Genomic DNA, 26,157 nt, shown 5'->3' with positions numbered 1-26,157 from the left:
TAACTTTTTTGAAATCAGTTTTTCCATAATCCCGAATGATCATGACTGTATGTGCCTGATGAATCGGTAAAGAGATGACGAAAAACATCAGTATTCTGGGAAAATTGACGCTGTCATTCTCCATCATTGTGGGGGTGGTGGTCATCTTCTCATTTGTCGCTTTCCGCTCGCTCTCGCAGATCAGGACAGCAGATCTGGGTAATGAGCAGGCGCAACAGACGATCACCGCACTCAATGATCTGCTCGATACGCTGGTCGAAAGCCAGAATGCGATGCGTGGCTATGTCGCCAGCACGAACAGGCAGTTCATTACCCGTATCGATGGCTATCAATCGCGCGTTCCGCCCCTACTGGCTCGGCTCGAGGTCACAGTGCCGCGCGGTCAGATCGACAGCGACTATCGACCGCTGCTGACCGCGATCGATGTCTTCAATGCCCAGATGGCAGGAACCATTGCGGCAATGTCGCATCCGGAGCTTATCGACCGGACGCGTGTCGATATTGCCAATACGGCCCGGCTCACGGCGATCCGTCTGCATATCGGCAATCTCGTCAAGGCTGAACGGGAGACGGTCTTATCGCGAAGCGCCTTGGCGGTGCGGGCTCATCGAACCGGCACGCTCACCCTGTTCGTCGGCGGAGGTGTGACGGCCCTTATTGCCATTGTCATGGGCGTGGCCCTGCTGCGATCCATTGCCTCCCCGGTGGTCAGGATGACAGGCGCCATGAATGCACTGGCGGCCGGCAATACGGCGATCATGGTGCCCGGTTCGGATCGACGTGACGAAATCGGCATCATGGCCGGATCTGTCGAGGTTTTCCGTCAGGGGGCGATTGAAAAAGCCCGTCTTGAAGAAGAGGCAAGACAAACGCAGCGCCTGCAGGAGCAGGAAAATCTGAAAAGACAGGCTGAGAGCGAACTCGCCGCCCGGCAGGTGCAGGAAGCGACCGATCTTCTTGCTGAAGGGCTCGCCAGAATGGCCAAAGGCGATCTGTCGGTTCAGATCAGCAAGGAATTTGCCCCGCAACTCGAGCCATTGCGCGCAGATTTCAATCGATCCTTCGTTCAGCTCTCGCGTGCTTTTTCCAGTGTCTCGGGTTCGGCACTCGGAATCGGCAATTCGACAGAGGAGCTCGCCACGGCTTCTGATCATCTCTCCAGACGGACCGAGCAGCAGGCCGCAACGCTCGAGGAGACAGCCGCCGCCCTGATTGCCATTACCCATCGTGTGCAGGAGACGACGGATGAGACGACAACCATGCACAGGATTATCGATTCCTCGAAGGCAGATGCCGAGCAGGCCGAGACTGTGGTGATCCGTGCCATTGAAGCCATGGGCCGGATCGACGGTTCGTCCAGATCGATTGCCAAGATCGTGCAGATCATCAGTGATCTGGCATTCCAGACCAATATCCTGGCCCTGAATGCAGGCGTCGAGGCCGCACGTGCTGGCGATACGGGACGCGGTTTTGCCGTCGTGGCGGGAGAGGTGCGCAATCTGGCGCACCGGTCGGCTGAGGCGGTCAAGGAGATTTCGGCTCTCATTGCCACGTCATCCGGGCAGGTCGAGGCGGGCGTTTCTTCCGTTCGTGAAACCGGTGAGGCGCTGCAGAGACTCCTTGGCCAGTTTGCGACGACGAGCACCCTGGTTGCCAACATCGCCCAGGCCACACGCGATCAGCTGACCAGTATCAGGCAGCTCGATGCGGCCATGAGAAGCATGGAAACTGTCACACAGCAGAATGCGGCTTCTGCCGAACAAAGCGCGGCAGCCAGCCGCCACCTGGCCACTATGGCGGGTGGTCTGAAAAAACTCGTTGGGAGTTTTGAACTGGCGGAATGAGAGAAGTCGCGCTCAGCCCCGGCGCTCTGCCACGGCAGCGGCGAGCGTCGAGACCAGAACCATCGAGGCGGCGTTTGAGCGAAAGCCCTGAAAATCCGCCTCGTGTACTTCAAGCCATAGCCCTGATTGCGGAATGACCGGACTGGCAGCGCTGTCGGTCATGGAAATGACGGGCACCTGTCGTGCCTCAAGGGCTTCGAACAATTCCACGGTGCGTGGTGCATAGGCCTTGTAGCTCAGAAGCAGGGCGGCATCTTTCGGCCCGGCATGGGCAAAGCTTTCTTCTTCCATGCCGGTTTCGAGCCCGATGATCTGGTGACGGATATCGAGCTTTGCGAGAAGATAGGACAGATAGCGAATGACCGGCATCGAGCGTCTCAACCCGAGAAGATAGAGACACTCGGCCTGGGCCAGGGTCGTGACCGCAGCCTCGAGTCTGTCTGGCATCAGCTGTGTCTGAAGTGCACGCAGCGATTCCTGGGCTGCTTCATAAAACCCGTTGAAAATGACCGAGGCCTCCACCGCCTCGCCATCGACGCGGTGTAGCGCATTGACCCGCTCCCGATAGGTGACATTGCGCACGCGCAGCCTGTCGCGAAAAACGGCCTGCATATCCGAAAAACCGGCAAATCCAAGCGTGCGGGCAAAGCGCACCACGGTTGAGGGCTGCACCCCGGCCTGGCTGGCCAGAGAACTGACTGTGCCCAGAGCGACTTCGTCGGGCGCATCGCTGACGAAATCTGCCAGCTGCACCAGTCTTTTCGGCAGTTCGGCGTAGCAAAGGCGCAGCCGGTGATGAAACGCGTCGAAATCGGATTGGGTGGGTGAGGGATCTTCGGGAATCTCGGTCAAGGCTGCACAATCCGAAAAGGGAATAAACATTCCATAGCATTTCACGCCCCCCGGACGAAGCGGCCGCACGATGCGCCCCGGGCGTTCGGCCAGACTTAATCACATAAGCGTGCGAAGTTAAAGAAAATTAGGGAATGTACGTTCTACGGCGTGACCATGAACGGAATGTATGTTCTTATCATGTGCAACGTAACATGCTGCAGGAGTCGGGGATGCGCGGACAGGATCTCGATATCGTCGCAATAGGACGTTCTTCAGTCGATCTTTACGGACAGCAGATTGGCGGCCGTCTCGAAGATATGGCCAGTTTCAGCAAGGCTGTCGGCGGGTGTCCCGCCAATATCGCGATCGGCACCGCCCGTCTCGGGCTCAAATCGGCGCTTATCACGCGCGTGGGGCACGAGCATTTCGGCCGGTTCATTACAGAGCAGCTTCAGCGCGAGGGGGTATGCACCGACGGTGTGCGTATCGACCGCGACCGCTTCACGGCTCTGGCCATTCTGGGTGTGCGTGACCGTGAAAATTTCCCGCTGCTTTTTTATCGTACCGATTGCGCCGATGCGGCGCTTGATGAGGGCGATATCGATCCGGCGCTGATTGCACGCACCAGAGCGGTTGTCGTGACCGGTACGCATTTTTCACGTCCGGCATCGGCCAAAGCCCAGCGCAAGGCTATGGATCTTGTCCATGAGCATGGCGGCAAGGTCGTCTTCGATGTGGATTATCGCCCCAATCTCTGGGGGCTGGCCGGGATCGGTGACGGCGAGTCACGCTATGTCAAATCTGACAGCGTGACGGCCCATCTGAAAGAGATCCTGCCGCATTGCGATCTTATCGTGGGGACCGAAGAAGAGCTGCATATTGCAGGCGGCAGCGAGGATACGCTTGAGGCCATCCGTGCCATCAGGGCGGTGTCGAAAGCCACGATCGTCTGCAAGCGCGGACCGATGGGGTGCGTCGTGTTCGAGGGCGCCATTCCGCCTTCGCTCGAGGACGGCATTTCCGGCCCCGGCTTCCCCGTCGAGGTCTATAATACGCTCGGTGCAGGCGATGCCTTCATGTCAGGTTTCCTGCGTGGCTGGGTGAGGGGCGAGAAAATCGCCGAGTGCTGCCGTTTCGCCAATGCCTGCGGGGCTTTTGCCGTATCGCGCCTGCTCTGCTCGTCGGAAATTCCGACCTGGGAAGAGCTCAGCTATTTTCTGGCAAAAGGCAGCAGCGAGCGCGCCTTGCGTCATGATGACGCGCTCAACCACCTGCACTGGGTTACCACGCGGCGTCAGCAGACCACGCCCATCATGGCTCTGGCCTGTGACCATCGTCTGCAGCTTGAAGAAATCGCGGCCTCTGTCGGCGCTTCCTTCGACCGCATTCCCGCTTTCAAGAAACTCGCGGTCCAGGCGGCAAAATGGGTGGCGCAGGGGCGTCCCGGTTTTGGTGTCTTCATGGATGGGCGCTACGGTCAGGAGGCGCTGTTCGAAGCCTCTCATGCCGGGCTCTGGACGGCACGTCCCATCGAGAAAACCGGTTCGCGCCCGCTCGATTTCGAAAGCGGCGGATCGCTTGGCGCCCATCTTGTGGAATGGCCGAGCGAGCAGGTGATCAAATGCCTGTGCTTCTACCATCCCGATGACAGCGCGGAACTCAAGGCGCGGCAGGAGCGCGAACTGATCCGCGCTCAGGATGCCTGCCGCAAACTGGGCAAGGAAATCCTGATCGAGATCATCGCGGGCAAGAACGGTGCGCTCACCAGCAATACCGTCTCGTCCATTCTCTCGCGTCTTTACGATGTTGGGCTGCGTCCCGACTGGTGGAAGCTTGAAGGGCAGCGCGACCCGAAGGCCTGGGAGAACATCGGCGCAGTCATCGAAGCGCGTGATCCTCACTGCCGCGGTGTGGTGATTCTGGGCCTCGATGCCCCGGCAGAAGAGCTGATGGAAGCTTTCAGGGCTTCGGCAGCCACGCCCTGGGTCAAGGGCTTTGCCATAGGGCGCACCATTTTTGCCCAGCCTGCTCGTGACTGGCTGGCTGGAAAAACCACCGATGAGCAGGCCGTTGCCGAAATGGCGCGTCGTTTCAGCGCCTTTGTAGAGGCCTGGACATCGCGCGACCAGTCGGCGCTGTCCGGCGCCAACGCCTGAAGCCAGGGAGCAGGGGAATGAAAACGATCCGTTTGACCATGAGCCAGGCCCTTGTGCGGGCGATGATGGCACAGAAGACCGAAATCGACGGGCGTATCGAGCCTTTCTTTGCCGGTGTCTGGGCTATTTTCGGCCATGGCAATGTGGCCGGTCTGGGCGAGGCGCTGCATGCACAACGCGATGCGCTGCCGACGCTGCGCGGTCATAACGAGCAGGGCATGGTTCATGCGGCCACGGCTTTTGCCAAGGCGTCGCGTCGCCGTCGGGCGATGGCCTGCACCAGCTCGATCGGGCCGGGCGCATTGAACATGGTCACGGGTGCCGCCGTCGCCCATGTGAACCGTCTGCCGGTTCTGCTTCTGCCGGGCGATGTGTTTGCCAATCGTATTCCCGATCCGGTGCTTCAGCAGGTTGAGGATTTCGGCGATGGTACGGTCAGCGCGAGCGATGCCTTTCGTTCGGTCTCCCGCTATTTCGACCGTATCACCCGGCCGGAGCAGATCATTCCCGCATTCAACCGTGCCATGGCCGTTCTGACCGACCCGGCAGAATGCGGCCCTGTCACCCTCTCTCTGTGTCAGGATGTGCAGGCCGAGGCCTTCGATTATCCCGAGAGCTTTTTTGCAGAGCGCCTTCATCGCATTCGCCGCCCTGTTGCAGATGAGGTCGAACTGGAAGAGGCCATTGCCCTGATCAGCCAGTCGCGCAAGCCATTGGTGATTGCAGGTGGTGGTGTGCTCTATGCCGGTATCGAGAAGCAGCTTGCAGCTTTCTGTGCCGAGCGAGGGATCCCCGTCGGTGAGACGCAGGCCGGGCGCTCCTCCCTGCCGACCTCGAACAGCCTGAACATGGGCGGTATTGGTGTCAGCGGCAGTTCGGCAGCCAATGCGATGGCCGCTGAGGCGGATCTCGTGATTGCCGTAGGCACCCGCCTTGCCGATTTCACCACCGGGTCCTGGGGGTTGTTCTCCAATCCCGACATGAAAATCGTCTCGCTGAATATCCAGCCTTTCGATGCCACCAAGCATCAGGCCCTGGCAGTTGTTGGCGACGCCGGTAAATCGCTGACGGCGCTTCAGAACGGTCTCAAGGGCTGGAAAGCCGCTCCTGAATGGACGGGCAAGGCGGAGCGCGAATATCGAAACTGGATGGAGATTTCTGCCCGCTATCAGGCACTGCCCGATGCGAGCCAGAAGACGCTGCCAACCGATGCGCAGGTGATTGGCGCCGTGCAGCGCGCCGGTCGCCCCACCGATACGGTCGTGTGCGCGGCGGGCGGTCTGCCAGCCGAATTGCAGAAGCACTGGCAGGCCGAGCAGCCCGGCGGATACCATATGGAATATGGCTTTTCCTGCATGGGCTATGAGCTGGCCGGCGCTTTGGGCGTCAAGATGGCCTGCCCTGATCGCGAGGTGATCGTGATGCTGGGCGATGGTTCCTGGCTGATGCTGAACACCGAAATCGCGACATCCGCGCTGCTCGACAAGAAGCTGATTGTCGTGCTGCTCGATAATCATGGCTATGGCTGCATCAACCGGCTGCAGCAGGAATGCGGCGGGGCCCCGTTCAACAATCTCTGGGAAGATTGCCGGCAGGTGCGCCCCTTCGCGATCGACTTCGTGCAGCTCGCCCGTGGGCTGGGCGCGCATGCGGAAAAGGTCGCTGGCCTTCCGGCACTGACCGAGGCTGTCGAGCGCGCCCGTTCTGCCGATCGTACCACGGTTCTGGTGATCGACACCGATCCCGCACCGACCACGACCGATGGCGGTGCCTGGTGGGACGTGGCCGTGCCGGCGGTCTCGCCAAGACCTCAGGTGGAAAAAGCCCGTGAGGGTTACGAACGCAAGCGCGGCGCACAGCGCATCGGCAACTGAGACAGGTTCATGCCGCCCCGCCCAAGACAGGCGGCGGGGCAAGGAGACGAGTATGACGATCAAGATCGGCGCCAATCCTATCATCTGGTCCAATGACGACATGCAGTCGGTTGGCGCATCCACAACGCTTGAGATGTGTCTGGCTCAGGCCAGAAAGGCCGGGATCCAGGGCATGGAACTTGGGCATAAATTTCCCCAGACCGTTTCCGGCATGAAGGCGGCACTCGAACCGTTCGGGCTCGAATTCATTTCCGGCTGGTGGTCGACCGAGTTGCTGACGCGCAGCGCCGAGGAGGAAATTGCCGCCCTCAAGCCGCGTCTCGAACTGCTCAAGGGCATGGGATGCAAGGTCTGCATCGCAGCCGAGACATCGAATGCCATTCATGGCCAGATCGATACCCCGCTTTCTGCGCGCCCCTATCTGGCTGCTGGGGAGTGGCAGGAATTTGCCCGCCGCATGACGGTCGTGGCCGGTTTCCTCGCCGATCACGGGATCGATCTTGTCTACCATCACCATATGGGCACGGTCGTGCAGTCGCGCGAGGATATCGCGCGCTTCATGGATCTGACGGGGCCGTCAGTGAAGCTGCTGCTCGATACGGGCCATGCGCTCTGGGGCGGCTCCGATCCGGCAGAGCTGGCACGTTCCTATCGTGAGCGCATCCGCCATGTGCATGGCAAGGATATTCGTCCGTTCAAGCGCGCCCAGGCTGATGTCTATGACTGGAGCTTCCTGCGCAGTGTGTTGTCTGGTGTCTTTACCGTACCCGGCGATGGCTGCATCGATTATGCCCGCGTCATGCGCGAACTGCCCGATTATTCCGGCTGGATTGTGCTCGAAGCCGAACAGGACCCTGAAATTGCCAATCCGCTCGTCTATGCGCGCATGGGCCGCAATTATCTGGTCGATACGCTGATCGCGACGGGCCATATGAAAGGGGATGCGTCATGAGCTCCCGGCTTCTGGTGCATTCGCACAAGCCCGACGAGAAGAAACGCACCGTCTCGGTCACACCGCAATCGGCGGGGTGGGGTTATATCGATTTCAATGTCCGGTCTCTGGCCGCGGGTGAGCAGATTGCAGACCGCACAGGGCCGAACGAGGTCTGCCTTGTGCTGGTGAGCGGCAGGGCACGAATTATCGGCGCCGGGCAGGATTTCGGTGTGCTGGGCGAACGCATGGACCCGTTCAGTGGGGCGCCCTGGTCGGTCTATCTTCCTTCAGGTGCGGAGTGGCGCGTCGAGGCTGAGACAGCGGTGGAACTCGCCGTCTGCGGCTCGCCCGCCAAGGGGAAATATCCGGCAAGGGTCATTCCCCCGTCAGAGGTCGGCGAACTGACGCGTGGCACCGGCACCAATCAGCGCTTTGTGCGCAATATTCTGCCCGATACGGCGCCAGCGGAAACGCTGCTTGTGGTTGAGGTCATCACACCGGGCGGGCATTGGTCGAGCTATCCGCCGCACAAGCATGATACGGATGATTTCCCGAACGAGACCTATCTCGAGGAAACCTATTACCACCGTCTGAAACGCGGCAGCGGTTTCGCGTTGCAGCGTGTCTATACCAAGGATGGGTCGCTCGACGAGGCCATGGCTGTGGCCGATCGTGACGTGGTGCTGGTGCCCAAGGGCTATCACCCTGTCGGTGCCCCGCACGGGTTTGACCTCTATTATCTCAACGTGATGGCAGGGCCGCGCCGGGTGTGGAAATTCACCATGGATCCCGACCAGGCCTTTCTTCCCTACTGATCCGGAAAAGCGGAGTTCAGAGACATGACTCTCAAGATTGGTGTCATTGGCACGGGTGCCATTGGTGAAGACCATATCCGTCGCTGCATGCAGGCACTCTCTGGTGCCGAGATCGTTGCCGTGACGGATGTCAATCTCGATCGCGCCCGCGAGGTGGCTGAAAAATACGCCCCCGGCGCAAAGGTGCCCGATGACGGTGAATCGCTGATTGCCCTGCCCGAGGTCGAGGCGGTGATCGTGACCTCCTGGGGGGGCACCCACGCACGATATGTGCTCGAGGCCATTCGTCACAGGAAATATGTCTTCTGCGAAAAGCCGCTCGCAACAACGGCTGAAGATTGCCTGAAAATCGTCGAGGCCGAGGCGGCCTACGGCAGGAGGCTGGTGCAGGTCGGTTTCATGCGGCCTTATGATACTGGCTATCGCGCGCTCAAATCGCTCATCGACAAGGGTGAGATTGGTGAGGTGCTGATGATCCATGCAGCCCATCGCAACCAGCGTGTGGGTGCAAATTACAAGACCGACATGGGGATCACCGATACGCTCATTCATGAGCTGGACGTGTTCCGCTGGATGCTGGGCGATGATTACGTAAGCGCGCAGGTCATTTTCCCTCGCAGCAGCAGCAAGGCCATGGCGCATATCCGTGATCCGCAGATCGTTCTGCTGGAAACGAAAAAAGGCATCCGTATCGATGTCGAGATCTTCGTCAATTGCCAGTACGGCTACGATATCAAATGCGCGGTGGTCGGCGAGCTCGGTGAAGCCAGCCTGCCGATGCCGCCCGCCGTTGAGCTGCGCAAATCGGCAGCCCGCTCGACAGAAATCATGACCGACTGGAAAGAGCGTTTCATCGCGGCCTATGACGTCGAGCTGCAGGACTTCATCAACGGGGTGAAGGCAGACGCGCTCAATGGCGCGACGTCATGGGATGGTTACTGCGCCTCTGTCGCCGCCGATGCCTGCGTCAGAGCGCAGGAAACCGGCCAGATCGAGAAAATAGACATGACAGCACGTCCGTCTCTCTACGGCGGCTGACCATTTTCAGGCGGAAGGAAGAAAACCGCATCGACAGGGCCGTCGGGATCTGCCGCGTCATCGCAGGCGCATGAGCAGCACAGGGCGCACAGGATCCAGAACGGCTGTCTGAACCCAATCAATGACTGTCCCTCCCGGCGATAAAACGCCGGGAAAGGAGAACATTTCATGAGAAGAGTAAAAGACGTCGTCATGGTGCAATCAGAGCGTCATGATGTGGGCTATGTGCTGCGTATCTGTGCGATCGCGGCCTTGGGCGGTATCCTGTTTGGCTATGACACGTCGGTCATTTCCGGCGCGATTTCGCCCTTGCAGGAATATTTCCATCTTTCGCCGGCCCAGACGGGCTGGGCTGTCTCCAATGTCGTGATCGGCTGCATGGTCGGTGCCATTGTTTCGGGCGCCATGGCAGACCGTTTTGGTCGTCGTATCACCCTGTTCATCTGCGCTCTTCTGTTCAGTGTGCAGTCGATTGGCACAGCGCTTGCCACCGATTTTACCTGGTTCGTCATTTATCGCATGCTGGGTGGCGTTGCTGTGGGCGTCGCCTCTGCCGTGTCGCCCATGTACATGTCCGAAGTCTCGCCAAAGGACATGCGCGGCCGTGCGCTCAGCATGGAGCAATTCGCGATCGTCTTCGGTCAGGTCGTGGTGTTCATCGTCAATTACCTCATTGCCCGTTCGGCCACGCCCGAATGGCTGCTGGATATGGGGTGGCGCTGGATGTTTGGGTCAGAAATCGTGCCCTGCATCCTGTTCTGCGCGATGATTTTCTTCATTCCGGAATCGCCGCGCTGGCATGTTCTCAAGGGGCGTCATGACGAAGCCCTGAAAACGCTCACGCGTATCTCCAATGAACATCATGCCCGCAATCTGCATGCTGAAATCAGGCAGTCCCTCGGCGCGGTTGCCAAAAGCTCGCTGGGTTTCAGCAAGGTGCTGGGTGACGCCCGGGCGCGCTGGATCATTTTCGTGGGGGCCAGCATCGCTGCGCTGCAGCAGGTCACCGGCATCAATGTCATGATGTATTACGCACCGATGGTGCTGAAATCGACCAGTGGCAGCCTTCAGGCGGCCCTGTTCCAGACCATCTGGATCGGTTTTGCGCTTTTGCTCGGCTGCATCATCGGCGCCTGGATTGTCGATCGTCATGGTCGCAAACCCCTCATGCTCTGGGGTTCCATCGGGATGATCCTGGGTTTGCTGGTCGTGTCCTGGGGGCTCTACACGCAATCCACCGGTCTGATGGCGCTGTCAGGCATGCTCGTCTTCATGCTCATGTTCGGTCTGTCCTGGGGGCCTGTCTGCTGGATCCTGATTTCTGAAATCTTCCCCAACCGTTTCCGCGCCGTGGGCATCAGCCTGGCCGTGACGTCGCAATGGGGCATGAATTTCATCGTCAGCCAGTGCTTCCCCATGCTGAGCGAAAACAAATACCTCTCCGAGCAATTCCATGGTGCCTTTTCGATGTGGCTGTTTGCGCTGCTCGGTCTGTTTGCCCTGTGGTTCGTGATGAAATTCGTACCCGAGACAAAAGGGGTCTCGCTCGAAAAAATCGAGGACACGATGATCAATCACCGTACGGCTTCGGCTTCCGCCTCGACGGTTGCCTCCAACACCACGCGTCATGTCTGAGCGAGGAATAACGACCATGAGAAAAATCCTTCGCGTCGGTCTGATCGGTACTGGCTTCATGGGTAAAGCCCATGCGCTTTCCTATCAGGCGGCAGGCAATGTGTTCGACGATATCCCGCGTCCGGTTCTGCATGCCGTGGCGGATATCGATGGCGCACGGGCTGAATTGTTCAGGCATCAGTTCGGATTCACCAGAGCCCTGACTGACTGGCAGCAACTGATCGAAGACCCCGAAATCGATGTGGTGTCGATCACAACACCCACCCTGTTCCATAAGGAAATGGCGCTGGCAGCCATCGCTGCGGGCAAGCATGTGCATTGTGAAAAGCCGCTGGCCATCAGCGCCACCGATGCGCAGGAAATGACGCTTGCCGCCGAACAGGCTGGCGTGCGCACGGCAAGCGGGTTCAACTATCTCAAGAATCCGCTCCTGAAATATGCCCGCGAGATGATTGCTGCGGGTGAACTGGGCGAGATTACCGACTTCAACGGCATTCACGCCGAAGGCTTCATGGCCGATCCGCAGACGCCCTGGTCATGGCGCTGCGACCCTGCCGGCGGTCAGGGCGCAATTGCCGATGTGGGCAGCCATATCATTGCCATCGCCCGTTTTCTGCTCGGGCCTGTGACACAGGTTTTTGCCCAGCTCGATACGCCCATCAAATCGCGCCCGGTCAAACCGGGAAGCAGCGAGCACAAGCCGGTGGGCGTGGATGATATTGCCCGCATGATCGTAGGGTTCGAGCGTGGCTGCTCGGGGACATTGCAGGCCAACTGGCTGGCGACAGGCCGCAATATGCAGCTCGGTTTTCAGGTTTCGGGCAGCAAGGGCACGCTGGTGTTCAACCAGGAGCGCATGAACGAACTGCAGTATTTCAAGGCAGGGGAAGACACGCGAAGCAATGGCTTTCGCGTGATCGAGTCCGGCCCGCAACATGCGCCTTATGGGGCGTTCTGTGTGGCGGGCGGTCACCATCTTGGCTTCAACGACCTCAAGACCATCGAAATGGCCGAGTTCATCCGGGCCATCGATCAGGGTGTCGCGGCGAGCCCCGATTTTCGCGAGGCATGGGAGGTGCAGCGTCTGATCGATGCCGCCGTCATGTCGCACGAGGACAGAACCTGGCTCTCGCTCTGAGCCCCGGCCTCCTCCCCGTGGCCTAGTCCGGGGAGGGGGCGTCAGAAACAAGGAAGTATCATGCCGCTGCTGCATTTTCATGTCGTAGAGGGACGCAGTGACGCCGAGATAAAGGCGATGCTCGATGCGGCCCATGAAGCCATGCTTGAAGTATTCGAAGTGCCTCGCGGGGATCGCTACCAGATCGTCTCGGAACACAGGAAGACCCATATGATTGTCGAGGATACCGGTCTCGATATCCCCAGAACCGACAGGATGCTGGTCTTGCAGATGTTCAGCAGACCTCGCGGTGAGGCCAAAAATGCCGCCTTCTACCGGCGTCTGACCGAGCGCCTTGAGCGTGACTGCGGCATAGTGCCGTCTGATGTCATGGTTTCGGTTATCGAGAATGAAGACGCGCACTGGTCTTTCGGTCATGGCCGCGCACAGTTCCTGACTGGCGAGTTGTAAGAGGCGTTTCTGCGTCAGGAGGAAAGCCATCATGCGTTCCGGAACCGGGCCGGAGGGCCAGTCAGATCAGTTTTCTCTCGCCGTCTGTGCGGAGATGGTGTTTCTCGATCTGCCGTTCATCGACCGGGTGAAACATCTCGCAAGGGAAGGGTTTCTGGTCGAGATCTGGGACTGGACGCGCCATGACCTGAAGCGTCTCGCCGCCAGCGGCGCTGTTTTCTCCTCCATGACGGGCTATGTCAGTGGGACACTCGCTGATGACGCGGGCGCTCATGAGATGCTGCGCACGGCAGAACTCTCGATCTGGGCGGCGAAGGATCTGGGTGTGCCGCGGCTCAATCTGCATGGCACGGGGCTTGGGCCTGAGGGGCTGCCGGTCAAACCCTGCGTCAAGGGGGCTGATGGGGCCATGTGGATGAAGGCCCGTGACACCCTGTCACGTCTGGCTGACTTGGGAGAGAAGCACGATGTCATGTTCGTGCTCGAAAATCTCAACGCGGCGGTCGATCATCCCGATGTACCCTTCGGTCGGGCGGAGGATTGTCTGAGCCTTGTGCAGGCAGTCGATCATCCCTCCCTGCGCCTGATGCTCGATCTTTATCATGCGCAGATCGGGGAGGGGAATCTGATTGCCCTGCTGGAACGCGCCATGCCGTTCATTGGCGAAATCCAGGTGGCTGACGTGCCGGGGCGGTGTCAGCCCGGCACGGGTGAAATCAATTATCCTGCCATTGCCAGAGCCCTTCGCCGCCTTGGTTATCGGGGGGTAATCGGTCTTGAAAGCTGGGCAGAGGCGGGCGACAGCGACCGCGCCCTGCGCGATTTCGCTAAGGCTTTCGCGGCCTATCCGGTCATGGTGCGGGGTGTGTCCTGGCCTGATCGGTCGGGGATGCTTTGAGAGGTGGTTTGAGAGCTACCTCGGCGAACATCGCGTTTTGCTCGTTCCAACCGTTTGCTTTGAGACGGACGAATAGCGGAATGAGCGGGCAAAGTGTCAGGCGCAGCCGGAAGATCTGGAAGCCTTGACTGAACCTTTTGACTGCACCGGACGTTGGTTAATTTCTGTTTATTAAGTATTCGAGCTTCTATTTCGCCTGCTCGAGCTTCTGGAATCCATAGAGATAAGACTCATTCTTAACTGCTTATAAATTTCAACCGGATTTCTGTCTGTTTTTCAAAATATACCGATAAAGGGCTTAGGGAACCGTCTTCGTTACGGGCCTTTATAGTGTCACGTGATTATACCGGAGAGCCTCCATGTCTGACACTCGTGCCAAACAAGCCACCACTGATTCAGGCGCCCCTGTCGCCAGCACCGACTATTCGCTGAGCGTCGGCGCTGACGGTCCGATCCTGCTTCATGATCACTATCTCATCGAGCAGATGGCCGCCTTCAATCGCGAGATGATCCCTGATCGTCAGCCTCATGCAAAGGGCGGCGGCGCGTTTGGTCATTTCGAGGTCACGCATGACCTGAGCCGCTACACAAAGGCGAAGTTCCTTCAGAAAGGCGCGAAGACCGAGACGGTCGTGCGTTTCTCGACGGTTGCCGGTGAGTCGGGCAGCCCGGATACCTGGCGTGACCCGCGCGGCTTTTCGGTGAAATTCTACACCGAAGAGGGCAATTTCGACATGGTGGGCAACAACACGCCCGTCTTCTTCGTGCGTGACCCGATGAAATTCCAGCATTTCATCCACTCGCAGAAGCGTCGTGCGGATAACGGTCTGCGTGATAATGACATGCAGTGGGATTTCTGGACGCTCAGCCCGGAAACGGCCCATCAGGTCACCTGGCTCATGGGTGATCGCGGTATTCCTGCCAGCTGGCGCCACATGGATGGCTTTTCGAGCCATACCTATATGTGGGTCAACGAGGCTGGTGAGCGCTTCTGGGTAAAGTATCATTTCAAGACCGACCAGGGCATCAAGTGCCTCACGCAGGATCAGGCAGACAAGCTGGCTGGTAGCGACGCCGATTACCACCGTCGTGATCTGTATGAGGCCATCAAGCGCGGCGAGCATCCCAGCTGGACGCTCAAGATGCAGATCATGCCGTATGAAGATGCCAAGACCTATCACATCAATCCGTTCGATCTCACCAAGGTCTGGCCGCAGAGCGAATATCCGCTGATCGAGGTCGGCAAGCTCGTGCTTGACCGTAACCCGACTGATTTCTTTGCGCAGATCGAGCAGGTGGCTTTCGAGCCTAACAACCATGTGCCGGGAACGGGTCTTTCACCCGACAAGATGCTGCTGGCGCGTTCCTTTGCCTATGCCGACGCGCATCGTGCCCGGCTGGGTGTGAACTACAAGCAGATCCCGGTAAACGCGCCGAAATGCCCGGTTCACTCCTACACCAAGGGCGGAACCATGCGGTCGCATAACGCCTCCGACCCGGTCTATGTGCCGAACTCGAAGGGTGGACCGGTCGCCAATTCCGAGCGTTTCCCTGAGAATGCCGTCTGGGCAGCCGATGGCGAGTTCGTTCGTGCAGCTTACACGCTGCGTGCGGATGACAATGATTTCAGCCAGGCCAATGATCTGGTCAATCGTGTCATGGACGACGCAGCCCGCGAGCGTCTCGTTCAGAACGCAGCCGGTCATATTGCTGGCGGTGTTGAAGAGCCGGTCCTGTCGCGTGTGTTCGAATACTGGTCGAACGTCGATGAAAAGATCGGCCAGCGTATTCGTGATGCGGTTCTTGCCCAGAAGGGCTGAACGCGTTCCGAAACCGGGTTTTTCTGAAAAGGGGAGAGCTTTCGGGCTCTCCCCTTTTTTTTGACAGGGGCTTTAGTGTCGCGCCTTCGATTTGAGGCGGATAGCGCTCTTTCAGCACGGTTCCGGGCGTCTGCTTTACGGTAGTCCCGTTTCTGCCGGGTGGCTTTTGGCTCTGCCGTTCAGGGCCGAGATTCCGACGGCTGCTCCGCCGAATGTTCCCGGGATTGCGGCCCTTCTGCCCTCGCGCTTCCTAACTGCGGCGGGCCGAGAGAGTCTCAGCCCGCGCTGTCGCGATCAGTCCAGATAGAGACTACGCAAGGTCGTCAGTTGCTGCGGTCCGACATCGAGCTTCTGCGCCAGATAGGCATCGACCGATCCATACTGCTTTTTGATTGAGTCGAAAGCGGCCTTCAGATAGGCCGGATCGGAATCGAGCATGGCGCGCATGGATGGCGAAGCAGCCATGGCCCCGCCATTCTTCTGGTCAGCCATGGCCGCCTTGAAGCTTGGCGTCATATGGGCGCGCAGCAGATCACCGCTCATTGCATAATCTGTGAGGATCGTCTGCTCGGGCACACCGAGCGCATAGAGGATCATCGCGGACGCGAAACCCGTGCGGTCCTTGCCTGCCGTGCAATGGGTGAGGGTCGGCGTCTGGTGCGCCAGCAGACGAGCGAAAAGAGCCTTGAGTTCGGGCGCGTAGTAATCGGGCATCTTCGCATAGAAGCCTTCCATCAATGCGCGTGCCTGGGCTTCGCCCATCGTCGCAAGACGGGTCCGGTCCGTCATGTCGGCGGGCAGGGTCGGTTTTTCTGAGGCGAAGAAGGCGGGGGAGGCGCCCTGCCAATGTGTCGGCTGCTTCTCCTGCTCGGCCTGGGTGCGCAGATCGGTCACGCTCTTGATGCCGAGCGTATCGACAAGGGCGTAGTCAGCCTGCGTCAGGCCACTGGGAGCAGCAGAACGATAGAAGACATCCCAGCGCACATGATGATGGTCGGTTGTCTCGTAGCCGCCCATATCGCGGAAATTGGCCACACCCTCGAGCGGAAGAATACGATTGGACACCCAGAGCCCGGCGCCGCCCTTGCGGGGCTTGAGATAGAAATAGGCCCTGTTCCTGCCTGACAGCGGAGAGGCAAGGCTGAGTGACGTGGCGGTCACATCGTGTCTGATGAGCGTCATTTTGCTCTGATCGGGCGCAGGTGCGGCATAGATATCGATCGGCCCAAGCCCGGCTGGCCAGCTCAGCGTGTAATGCGGGGCCATCGTTACCTCTGCCCTGACCGCGTCAGGGGCTGCGCTCTGGGCATGGGCAGCGGAGACAAGGGTCATGGCTGAGGCAAGGGCAAGGGTCGTCTTTTTCAGAATCATGAACTCTGGTTCCTTCAGCCCGGTCATCTCCGGGCATGGTGAACAGGAATCCCCACGCCATGTGGGGCCTGGACTAGGCGTTGCGGCCCGTATTTCTGACTGGATCTTCCTGCAACGGAAACAGGACACAAGCTGACTGCACGGAGCAGTAAAACCGGCCATTGCGGATCAGGACAGAAGGTGGACAGAATGAAATATCGGGCAGAAGCGTTAAACCGGGAGAATTGTCCCGAGCGCCTGTCATGGATAGTGAAAGTTTTCTTGCAGTATCCGTCCATCCTCATTGGATAGACAGGTTTACATCTTTTGTCATCTTCTGCGGACAAGGCCCGGTCATGACGCGTTCTTCCCGACTGCTTGACCTGCTTCAGCTCTTGCGTGGCTATCGCCAGCCTGTCACAGCAAAAGCGCTTGCTGAAGCCCTCGAGATCAGCCCGCGCACACTCTATCGCGATATTGCCTCTCTCATGGCCATGGGCGCGCCGGTGAGAGGAGAAGCCGGGGTCGGTTATGTGCTTGAGCCCGGGTTTCTTTTGCCGCCGCTCATGTTCACCTGCGAAGAAATCGAGGCACTGGCGCTCGGGGCGGATTACGTGGCGTCGCACACCGACTACGCGCTAAGTCAGGCGGCACGCAACGCCCTGACGCGCATCGCGGCCATTTTGCCGGACGGCCTGCGGCACAGGGTGGAGAATGCTTCGCTTATGACGGGGCCTTCGGAGCGCTGCGCCCCTCCTCGGGTGGACCCTGCGTTGCTCCGTCAGGCCATTCGTGATCAATCCATTCTTATACTGGGCTATAAAGACGGACAGGGACGCCTCACGCAGCGCGAGATCTGGCCTTTTGCCATGGCCTATTTCGACAAGGCTCAGATCTTGGTGGCCTGGTGTGCATTGCGCGCGACATATCGCCAGTTTCGCCTCGACCGGATTGAAACGATGAGCGTGACGGCCAGACGCTACACCCGAACCAGAGAGGCATTGCTGAGAGAATGGGAGAAAGCCCGTGTCGTGAAAGACGCGCAGGATGCTGACAGGAACTGACGCATGACCAGTCTAGTTGAGACCTGCCTCCAACTGTGGAGGGGGGAGAAACCTATGAAAAACATGATATTGCTCGCACTCTATGTACGTGACGTCGCGCAAAGCGCCCTTTTTTACGCGTCACTGCTCGACTGCGAGCCGGGTCATCATTCTGCGAATTTTGCCCAGTTCGAGTTGCGACCGGGGGTAAGGCTTGGCCTGTGGCGTCAGGGGGATGTCGTTCCTGCTTGTGACGGGTCAGGCTGTCGGACAGAGCTCGATTTCATGGTGGAAAATGCCCGGCAGGTCGAGGAGTGTCACGAACGGTTCGTGGCGCTGGGTATCACGATACTTCAGCCGCCGACCCAGCTTGATTTTGGCTCTTCTCTTCTGGCCTGCGATCCCGACGGTCATCGCCTGCGGGTTATCGCGCCGCCTGGCTGATGTCATCAGGCGGACGGCGTTCACGCAGCACACTACAATGCGCCTTGTATCGATGGTTCACTCAGATCGTCTCGCGTGTATGCATGCAGAGCGGGATGAGTGGACCATCCAGTGGGGCGGGGCTGCGCCCCAGATGATGGCTCAGCGTCGAGAGTGCCATGCGTGCTTCGAGCAGCGGATTCTGATCGAGTACGAGGTCGATCATGCCTGATTTGAGCAGGCTGGCGCGGTGCAGGGTCAGTTCATGGGTGATGAAAACCAGTTTCTCCGGAAGGGCGAGTTTTTCGAGCAGGCGTGCAATGGCGTCTGCTCCTGTAGAGAAGTGGTAAATTCCGACGATATCCCGATGTTCCTGCAACAGGGCATGGACGGCATCAGCCGCACGATCGTCGTTCTCAAGGCACTCCCGTGCGGGGGGGGCACAAAGCGCGGCATAACGCTCATCAAGCGCTGCCATGAAGCCCCTGTGACGCTGCTGGTGGCCGATATAATGCATGGTGCCCGCAATCAGCGCGACACGCCCGGTGCGTGGGCCAAGGAGACGCCCCATCATGTCGGCTGCGATGCGCCCCGCCCGGTAATTGTCAGAACCGATATAGGCCAGTCTGCCTGGTGACGTGATGTCCGAGGCGATGGTGACAATCGGCAGTTTCTGTCCCGCTTCCGTGACTGCCTGTCGAATGGCCGGATGATCGGGCAGACACAGAGCAAGCCCGTCATAATCGCGGGCGAGAGTGCGAATGAGAGCGGCTGAGCATTCGGGATGCGCGAGAGGCGAATGATGCTCGAAACAGGCAATATTCTGATCGCGATAGGCGGGCATGATTGAGCGGAAGGAATTCTGCAGGGCGGCATGAAAAAGATTGCCCGGCGGCTGCGTCACAACGGCGATACGCGCGAGTCTGGCGTGCGGCGCGATCAGTCTGCGCCTATCGCCCAGCTGACGGGCGGTTTCCAGGACGACACGTTCCTTGGCGAGCTTTACGCCACCGCGCCCATTGATCACCCGGTCGACGGTTGCGGTCGAGACGCCTGAATGGCGGGCAATGTCCTGTATCGTGGCACGCTGCGACATGAGAGACCCGACAGATATGTTATGTTGTCTGTGTGATCTATCTCATTCTCTTGGCGCGAACACATCAACTCTGCGCGTGTCCGTCTTGGCGCCCTGCGTCGCACACACCGTCCAGGGGAAGCGTGAAATCGGGCTGGAAGGCGCCATACGCCTATGCCCGTGGAAGTGAGTACGCGGTGCAGCGTCCAGTCATGGCCCGATGATATTCATAGCGGTACGATTACGCTGGTTGGTAAAGGCCGCCTCAGGGTCGCGTGTCTGCCCGATTATCATGCATTCCAGATTGGCTATACTCACCTCAAGAAGCTGCGCTCTGTCATTTTCGAGCGTGTAAAGAAAAAAGGCTTCAACTCTGAAGCTATTTTTCTCCGTTACTGACCGGAACGGTAGCGTAATGAATCAGGTTGTCCCGCAAGCTTGTAGCGCGACCAGTCTCTTCAGGTCAGGCCAGTCTCGTTCCGTATCTCCGAACCGTGTTTTGAAATCGTTCTTGTTCAGATATCGGTAGGAATTCACAGGATAAGGCTTCTGGTCAAGGCTATGAATGTCTCCACACCAGTCACAAAGCAATATTATCGTATTATCTTCATGCGATAGGCCATACGCCAGGCGACCATTCCCATACCACCCTGATTTACACTCCGCTTCACAATATAGAATAAAATATTCCCTTATCATATCGAAACAGTATTCCTGAAATATTTTGGGATTGGATCTTTTTTGTGAGTCCAGCAGACAGGATACGGTCTCAAAAGAGTCATTGAAGGGGCAGTAGTCGAATATCATACTGGTATCGAGGGGATGATCGAGAAGGATTTCAATTTCCTGTTCGGCACGTTTTAACTCTCGCCCTCTCATCGCTCCTATATTTCCGTATAGGAAGGCAAGCTGTGCGCGTCTCTCTGAAAAAATCATTATATACACCGAAAAATACGGATTTTATTGCAAATAACTATATCAAAAACATAGTATTGTGAAGATATTTATTCGCATATTTTTATATGAGCATATATCGTTAAAATAGATGTTATGGCGCATGTTCATGTGGGGTCATTTAATTTCCGCACTTCTCTTGCTCCTGACACCCGTCGATCGGAAGCATGGCAAGTTCAGCCTGCATCCCGAATGTTTCATGAACGACGCGCATAGGCCCATGCCGGATTCATGATCTAATAAGCCGCGCCATGCCACTCTAGGTTCTCGTTGACCGTGCAGGACGGAAGAGGAGGATCAGGTCATGGCTGGGAAAAACGATACGGCTCAAAAGGCTTTTGGCGATGTGGCACCGGATCTGGCGCGCTATACCGATCAGGTTCTGTTTGATGAAGTCTGGGCACGTCCCGGTTTGACGCCGCGCGAACGCTGCATGGTGACCGTCACCTGTCTGATTGCGCTTTATCGCGGCAATGAACTCGGGTTTCACCTGCGCAAGGCGCTGGATACCGGGGTCACGCAGGATGAGATCATCGAAATCATCACGCATCTCGCTTTTTATTCCGGCTGGCCCACTGCCTCTTCTGCGCTCGCTATTGCACGGCAGGTTTTTACAGATAGCAGGGAATCCTGATCATGACCCAGAATATTGCCGGAAAAGTTGTTGTCATTACCGGGGCGAGCAGCGGTCTTGGAGAGGCTGTAGCGCGCCGTCTGGTTGAGGAAGGCGCAAAGATCGTGATCGGGGCACGCCGCATGGATCGGCTGGAGGCTCTGGCAGACTCTTTGGGTCTCGATCGCGCTGCACTCGTCAGGACAGATGTCAGTCAGGCCGATCAGGTGCAGGCGCTCGTCGATCAGGCGATCAGTCTTCATGGCCGTGTCGATGTGCTGATCAATAATGCCGGGCTCATGCCATCATCGCCGCTTGAAAAGCGCGATATTGCCGCCTGGGATGCCATGATAGATATCAATCTCAAGGGCACGCTTTATGGCATCGCCGCTGTTCTGCCGCAGATGCAGCGCCAGAAGAGTGGTCATATCATCAATGTTGCCTCCGTTGCCGGTCACAAGGTCGGGCCGGGGGGCGCTGTCTATTCGGCAACCAAAACTGCCGTGCGCGTCCTGTCTGAGGGGCTGCGTCAGGAGGTGAAGGCCTATAATATTCGCACCACCATCATTTCGCCCGGTGCCGTGGCCACCGAACTCACCGGCAGTGTCACCGATGCAGATACGGCCCAGCGCATGAAGGCGTTTTACGAGCAGGTGGCCATTCCGCCCGAGTCATTCGCCGAGACGGTGCTTTTCGCGATGAGCCAGCCCGAAGCAGTGGATATCAACGAGATCCTGTTCCGCCCGACAGCTCAGGAATACTGACCACACTCTCGTCGCGCGCTGGTCCGGAAAATCAGCCGCGATAACGCAATGCTTCTACGACCAGCCTGAAGGCTGCAGAGGCATTGCGACGGCTCGGGTAGTAGAGATGATAACCGGGAAAGGGCGGGCACCAGTCCTCCAGCACCCGGATCAACCGACCGGCCTGTACGTGCTCGTTCATCTGGTCTTCCATCACGCAGGCCAGACCGAAACCGTCCAGGGCTGCCTGACGCACCATTGAGGCGCTGTTGAAGGTCAACTGGCCTTCAACGCGTACACGCAGGGCGCGCCGGCCGTTTTCGAGTTCCCACGCATAGACACCCCCCGAGCTGCGCATACGCAGGTTGATGCAGCGATGCTGTGCCAGATCCTGAGGGCGTAGCGGTTTCGGGTTGCTGGCGAAATACTCGGGTGACCCTACGACAGCCATACGCAGGGGCGGCCCGATGGGAACGGCAATCATGTCGCGGGCAATGGTTTCTTCCAGCCTCACACCCGCATCGAAGCGATCGGCCACGATGTCGGTCAGGCCGGAATCGAGCGATAATTCGACATGGATATCGGGGTGCGCAGGCAGAAGCCTCTTGAGCTTTGGCCAGAGCAGGCTGGTGGCGGCATGTTCCGAGGTCGTGATACGCACCGTACCCGAGGGTTTTTCGGATAATTCGCTTAATGAGGCGATTTCCTCGGCGATGCTGTTCAGGGCAGGGGCGAGGGTCTGAAGCAGGCGTTCTCCTGCTTCTGTTGCCGAGACGCGCCGTGTGGTGCGCGTCAGCAGGCGCACGCCCAGGCGCGTTTCAAGCCGTCTGACAGTATGGCTCAGAGCCGATTGTGAGGTGCCCAGCCTGGCGGCGGCACGGGTAAAGCTCTGCTCTTCGGCTACGGCCAAAAAGGCGTTGAGATCGACCAGTTCGTCGCGTTGCATTCATGAAGTCCCGATATAGGTTCGTGCATATTATAGCATCTAATCGCATGGGCCTGTCTGTGGTCTTCTTCACCCTGTCGACAGGACGCTCCAGTTGCGTCTTCAACCCGAACAGGGAGTTCCTTCATGGAAATCAGACATCCAGGCTACGCCCCTTCTGCGCAGGGGCCTTCGGACTGGTTCACCGGAACCGTGCGTGTTGATTCTCCTTTTGCAGGCAGCGGCGCTCTGGCTTGCGCCACGGTAACCTTCGAAGCTGGCGTCCGCACGGCCTGGCATAGCCACCCTCTGGGCCAGACCATTCTGATCACGTCAGGGCTTGGCTGGGTGCAGCGCGATGGCGGGCCGGTCGAGCAGGTTCAGGCGGGTGATTCTGTCTGGTTCGAACCGGGTGAGAAACACTGGCATGGTGCGTCTGCCAGTTGCGCGATGACCCATATCGCCATCACCGAAACGCTGGATGGCAAATCTACCGAGTGGATGGAGAAGGTGAGCGACGACCAGTATCGCCGGTAAGCCTGACATTTTCCCATTCATGAGAAAAGGAGCGCGCAGATGAAGAAGCGTCTTCTCGGACAGAGCGGTCTTGAGGTTTCCGCCCTCGGTCTTGGCTGCATGGGGCTGAGCTATGGCTATGGACCTGCTACCGAACGTAATGAGGCTATTGCCCTGCTGCGCAGCGCCTATGAGCAGGGCGTGACCTTTTTCGACACGGCGGAAGCCTATGGTCCGTTCAGGAATGAAGATCTGCTTGGTGAAGCCCTGGCGCCCTTTCGCAGGAATGTCGTCATCGCCACCAAATTCGGTTTCAGGAATGGCGATGTGTCCCAGGGAGTGGACAGCCATCCCGCCCGTATTCGTCAGGTGGCCGAAGAGGCACTGAAACGCCTGCGCTCCGATACGATCGATCTGTTTTATCAGCATCGCGTCGATCCTGATGTGCCGATGGAAGAGGTGGCAGGGGCGGTCAAGGAACTGATCTGGGAAGGCAAGGTCCGCCATTTTGGCCTGTCCGAGGCGGGGGCTGCGTCCATCCGTAAGGCTCATGCCGTACAGCCGGTTACCGCTCTTCAGAGTGAATATTCCTTGTGGTGGCGCGAGCCGGAAAAGGAGATCCTGCCGCTTCTCGAAGAGCTCGGTATCGGCTTTGTGCCGTTCAGTCCGCTCGGCAAGGGCTTTCTGACAGGCGCCATCACGTCCGAAACGGTTTTCGGCAAGGATGATTTCCGCAGTATCGTTCCGCGTTTCGCAGCCGAGGCTGTTTCGGCCAATCAGGCACTTGTCGAGGCGCTGAAAGCTTTGGCGAACGAGTTGGAAGTCACACCAGCGCAGATTGCCCTGGCCTGGCTCCTGTCGCGCAAACCCTGGATTGCACCGATACCGGGCACCACCAGACAGGCGCGCCTGACCGAGAATCTGGGCGCTGCGACGCTGGAACTGTCAGCGGAAGCGCTCGCCCGTATCGAGGCTGCCCTCGAGCGGATCGACATTGTGGGTGAGCGTTACCCGGCCCATCTGCGCGACAGGACCGGTCGCTAGTTTTCCGTAAGCTGATCGAGCAGCGCCCTGTTTTCCTCGCCCCAGCAATAGAGCATTTCGAGCGGCTCGATGAAGCGCTGCCCAAGCGCTGTCAGCCTGTATTCCACTGCGGGTGGCATGGTTTGAAGCACCACGCGCTCTATGATCCCCAGATCCTGCAATTCACGCAGGGTCTGGGTCATCATTTTCTTTGAAATACCGGGCAGGTTGCGTTGCAGGCTGCCGGGGCGTGCGGCGCCGCCCATCAGATGCAGTGCATGAAGCACCATCGTCACCCATTTGCCTGAGAACAGCCTGAGCAGACGGCGCGGGGCGCAATCCTCGGCGAAAGGGCCCTTGCGATAGGGTTTAAGCGGGTCGGGTCTGGTTTCGGTCATAGTTCCCATCTGGTGCCCAGGGCACAAAAAAGTGCCGGATTGCGTTTTGTATCCATGGCGCCCAGCTTCGGAAACAGGAAATGGATTTTCGGAGGGGGTCATGACCCACAAGGCTCTTGTTATCGGTGCAACCGGCATGGTTGGCCAGAATCTGGCCAATCGCCTGGTTGCCGAAGGCTGGACTGTTTATGGTCTGGCGCGTCGCGTCGAAGCGCTGCCCTCGGCTGTGCTTCCCATCAAGGCTGACACGCTTGACCCCGCCGCCTTGCGAGACGCGCTTGCAGACGTCGCACCGAGCCATGTGTTCTTTACTACCTGGACGCGCCGCGCAACCGAGCGCGAGAACTGCATCGCCAATAGCGCGATGCTGCGTAATGTCTTCGAAGCGCTGCCGCATCCTGAGCAGATCGTTCATGCGGCGCTCGTCACCGGGCTCAAGCATTATCTCGGGCCGTTTGAGGCCTATGGCAAAGGCGTGCTGCCGCAGACGCCATTTCGCGAGACATTGCCCCGTCTCGACATCGAGAATTTCTATTATGCCCAGGAAGATGTCCTGTTCGAGGCGGCAGAGAAGTACGGTTTTTCATGGAGCGTCCATCGCCCACATACAATCATCGGTCATGCCATTGGCAATCTGATGAATATGGGCACCACGCTTGCGGTCTATGCATCGCTTTGCCGCGAGACAGGTCTTCCATTTGTTTTCCCCGGCTCGCCCGTTCAGTGGTCAGGTCTGACCGATGTTACTGATGCGCGCCAGCTTGCCCGACAGATCCATTGGGCGGCCACGAACCCGGCGGGGCGGAACGAGGCCTTCAATATCGTCAATGGCGATGTCTTTCGCTGGAGCGTGCTCTGGCCTGAGCTTGCTGCGTGGTTCGGTATCGAGGCAGCCCCTTATCCGGGAGAGACAGGTTCGCTCGAGACGATGCTGGCCGATAAGGGGCCCGAATGGGCGGCGCTGGCGAAAAAAGCCGGTCTTGTCGAACCTGCCTTCGATCGACTGGCCTCAGCGTGGCACACGGATGCCGATCTGGGCCGCCCGGTCGAGTGCCTCACCGATATGAGCAAGAGCCGTGAAATGGGCTTTACGGGCTATCAATCGACGAGAAGCTCATTTTTCGATCTTTTCACCCTGCTGCGCGCCCAGCATTATATTCCCTGAAACGCGACGTCCACTCCGACCTCAGGCGAGCGAAAGGCAGCGGCTCAGTTGTAACCAGTCGCCTGCGGTCGATGGTCAGCCCATTGTGTTGGCGTCCAGCATGGTAAAGAGGGCGGAGAAAGGAGGCTCCGTGGGCTGAATTGCTGATCTGCCTGACGCTGCGCGTGCCCCCTTGTTGTGTGTGTTTGAACGTCGGTTATCCGTATTGCGAAGACACGGAGATGAGTCAACGGCGGCTTCTAATAACTGGGGCAGTGTATTTAATGTAAAAACAGATTTTTTCGCCTAAAATGAGACTATTATTTATTTTATAGCGTGTTTATATTGCCGCAATATATGAATAACATCATAAATATTAATTATTATTAAACAATAAAATATAGTTTGAGTGATATATTAATCGTATCAAAGTCTCAATGCGCAAATGTGAATATCTGTCCGCAAAAGTGAATGCTAACTGTCGGTAAGGACTGACAGATTGCATGAGCGGAAA

The 26,157-nt window shown here is 58.3% G+C and carries 23 protein-coding genes; 18 read left to right on the top strand and 5 right to left on the bottom strand.

Going from position 1 to position 26,157, the window contains the following annotated elements; translation table 11 throughout:
* The first annotated feature begins 74 nt into the window (after positions 1-74).
* Positions 75-1,844, top strand: coding sequence for a methyl-accepting chemotaxis protein (locus tag AAID99_RS10160; RefSeq protein ID WP_498493773.1), 1,770 nt, complete (start codon positions 75-77; stop codon positions 1,842-1,844).
* A gap of 12 nt (positions 1,845-1,856) precedes the next feature.
* On the opposite strand, the gene AAID99_RS10155 is transcribed toward AAID99_RS10160, so the two are convergent.
* Positions 1,857-2,696, bottom strand: a complete 840-nt coding sequence (locus AAID99_RS10155) for a MurR/RpiR family transcriptional regulator (protein ID WP_188425632.1) — start codon at positions 2,694-2,696, stop codon at positions 1,857-1,859.
* A 212-nt stretch (positions 2,697-2,908) separates the two neighbouring features.
* On the opposite strand from AAID99_RS10155, the gene AAID99_RS10150 reads away from it, so the two are divergent.
* The 10 genes from AAID99_RS10150 (at position 2,909) to AAID99_RS10105 (ending at position 15,436) form a co-directional block, all read left to right on the top strand.
* The gene (locus AAID99_RS10150; protein ID WP_188425633.1) at positions 2,909-4,834 is read left to right on the top strand and encodes a bifunctional 5-dehydro-2-deoxygluconokinase/5-dehydro-2-deoxyphosphogluconate aldolase; all 1,926 of its coding nucleotides are present in this window, start codon (positions 2,909-2,911) and stop codon (positions 4,832-4,834) included.
* 17 nt (positions 4,835-4,851) lie between these two features.
* Entirely contained in the window at positions 4,852-6,708 is a 1,857-nt protein-coding gene (iolD, locus tag AAID99_RS10145; protein ID WP_188425634.1) for a 3D-(3,5/4)-trihydroxycyclohexane-1,2-dione acylhydrolase (decyclizing), read from the top strand.
* A gap of 52 nt (positions 6,709-6,760) precedes the next feature.
* On the top strand, positions 6,761-7,660 hold the full coding sequence (gene iolE, locus AAID99_RS10140; RefSeq protein WP_188425635.1) for a myo-inosose-2 dehydratase: 900 nt from the start codon (positions 6,761-6,763) through the stop codon (positions 7,658-7,660).
* Positions 7,657-8,457 (top strand): 5-deoxy-glucuronate isomerase, encoded by an 801-nt coding sequence (gene iolB / locus AAID99_RS10135; protein WP_188425636.1) that lies wholly within the window; start codon positions 7,657-7,659, stop codon positions 8,455-8,457. The genes iolE and iolB overlap by 4 nt, the downstream gene beginning before the upstream one ends.
* A gap of 24 nt (positions 8,458-8,481) precedes the next feature.
* A complete protein-coding gene (locus tag AAID99_RS10130; RefSeq protein ID WP_188425637.1) occupies positions 8,482-9,495 on the top strand; it encodes a Gfo/Idh/MocA family protein in 1,014 nt (337 codons plus the stop codon).
* Between the two features lie 168 nt (positions 9,496-9,663).
* Entirely contained in the window at positions 9,664-11,130 is a 1,467-nt protein-coding gene (locus tag AAID99_RS10125) for a sugar porter family MFS transporter (RefSeq protein WP_229719601.1), read from the top strand.
* Between the two features lie 16 nt (positions 11,131-11,146).
* Entirely contained in the window at positions 11,147-12,268 is a 1,122-nt protein-coding gene (locus AAID99_RS10120) for a Gfo/Idh/MocA family protein (protein WP_498493769.1), read from the top strand.
* A gap of 60 nt (positions 12,269-12,328) precedes the next feature.
* A complete protein-coding gene (locus tag AAID99_RS10115; RefSeq protein ID WP_498493768.1) occupies positions 12,329-12,718 on the top strand; it encodes a tautomerase family protein in 390 nt (129 codons plus the stop codon).
* 31 nt (positions 12,719-12,749) lie between these two features.
* On the top strand, positions 12,750-13,616 hold the full coding sequence (locus AAID99_RS10110; protein WP_188425640.1) for a TIM barrel protein: 867 nt from the start codon (positions 12,750-12,752) through the stop codon (positions 13,614-13,616).
* Between the two features lie 359 nt (positions 13,617-13,975).
* Positions 13,976-15,436, top strand: coding sequence for a catalase (locus tag AAID99_RS10105; protein ID WP_188425641.1), 1,461 nt, complete (start codon positions 13,976-13,978; stop codon positions 15,434-15,436).
* 294 nt (positions 15,437-15,730) lie between these two features.
* Here the strand turns inward: AAID99_RS10105 and AAID99_RS10100 are convergent, their stop codons facing one another.
* Positions 15,731-16,807, bottom strand: a complete 1,077-nt coding sequence (locus tag AAID99_RS10100; protein WP_188425642.1) for a tyrosine-protein phosphatase — start codon at positions 16,805-16,807, stop codon at positions 15,731-15,733.
* 335 nt (positions 16,808-17,142) lie between these two features.
* On the opposite strand from AAID99_RS10100, the gene AAID99_RS10095 reads away from it, so the two are divergent.
* The gene (locus AAID99_RS10095; RefSeq protein WP_188425643.1) at positions 17,143-17,850 is read left to right on the top strand and encodes a helix-turn-helix transcriptional regulator; all 708 of its coding nucleotides are present in this window, start codon (positions 17,143-17,145) and stop codon (positions 17,848-17,850) included.
* Between the two features lie 54 nt (positions 17,851-17,904).
* Positions 17,905-18,273 (top strand): VOC family protein, encoded by a 369-nt coding sequence (locus AAID99_RS10090; RefSeq protein WP_498493765.1) that lies wholly within the window; start codon positions 17,905-17,907, stop codon positions 18,271-18,273.
* 61 nt (positions 18,274-18,334) lie between these two features.
* Here the strand turns inward: AAID99_RS10090 and AAID99_RS10085 are convergent, their stop codons facing one another.
* Positions 18,335-19,348: a LacI family DNA-binding transcriptional regulator gene (locus tag AAID99_RS10085; protein WP_498493764.1), complete on the bottom strand. Its 1,014-nt coding sequence runs from the start codon at positions 19,346-19,348 to the stop codon at positions 18,335-18,337.
* 1,237 nt (positions 19,349-20,585) lie between these two features.
* On the opposite strand from AAID99_RS10085, the gene AAID99_RS10080 reads away from it, so the two are divergent.
* Together AAID99_RS10080 and AAID99_RS10075 are read left to right on the top strand one after the other, a co-directional pair.
* Complete coding sequence (locus AAID99_RS10080; RefSeq protein WP_188425646.1) at positions 20,586-20,915, top strand: carboxymuconolactone decarboxylase family protein; 330 nt, start codon at positions 20,586-20,588, stop codon at positions 20,913-20,915.
* Positions 20,916-20,917: 2 nt separating this feature from the next.
* On the top strand, positions 20,918-21,658 hold the full coding sequence (locus AAID99_RS10075) for an SDR family oxidoreductase (RefSeq protein ID WP_188425647.1): 741 nt from the start codon (positions 20,918-20,920) through the stop codon (positions 21,656-21,658).
* Between the two features lie 31 nt (positions 21,659-21,689).
* On the opposite strand, the gene AAID99_RS10070 is transcribed toward AAID99_RS10075, so the two are convergent.
* Positions 21,690-22,583, bottom strand: coding sequence for a LysR family transcriptional regulator (locus tag AAID99_RS10070; RefSeq protein ID WP_188425648.1), 894 nt, complete (start codon positions 22,581-22,583; stop codon positions 21,690-21,692).
* Positions 22,584-22,709: 126 nt separating this feature from the next.
* Here AAID99_RS10070 and AAID99_RS10065 point away from each other — a divergent pair, with 126 nt between their 5' ends.
* Positions 22,710-23,099 carry a (R)-mandelonitrile lyase gene (locus AAID99_RS10065; RefSeq protein WP_498493762.1) on the top strand — a complete coding sequence of 130 codons (390 nt, stop codon included), beginning with the start codon at positions 22,710-22,712 and terminating at the stop codon, positions 23,097-23,099.
* Between the two features lie 39 nt (positions 23,100-23,138).
* Positions 23,139-24,122, top strand: coding sequence for an aldo/keto reductase (locus AAID99_RS10060; RefSeq protein ID WP_188425650.1), 984 nt, complete (start codon positions 23,139-23,141; stop codon positions 24,120-24,122).
* Here AAID99_RS10060 and AAID99_RS10055 read toward each other — a convergent pair.
* On the bottom strand, positions 24,119-24,499 hold the full coding sequence (locus tag AAID99_RS10055) for a winged helix-turn-helix transcriptional regulator (RefSeq protein ID WP_188425651.1): 381 nt from the start codon (positions 24,497-24,499) through the stop codon (positions 24,119-24,121). The two genes, AAID99_RS10060 and AAID99_RS10055, sit on opposite strands and share 4 nt — an antisense overlap.
* Positions 24,500-24,599: 100 nt before the next feature.
* On the opposite strand from AAID99_RS10055, the gene AAID99_RS10050 reads away from it, so the two are divergent.
* Positions 24,600-25,664: an SDR family oxidoreductase gene (locus tag AAID99_RS10050; protein WP_188425652.1), complete on the top strand. Its 1,065-nt coding sequence runs from the start codon at positions 24,600-24,602 to the stop codon at positions 25,662-25,664.
* Positions 25,665-26,157 lie beyond the last annotated feature (493 nt).

This window comes from Asaia sp. Ae19-3 (genome assembly GCF_059801175.1).
Note: the sequence above shows the minus strand (reverse complement) of the source record. Positions and strands in the feature narration are given on the sequence as shown.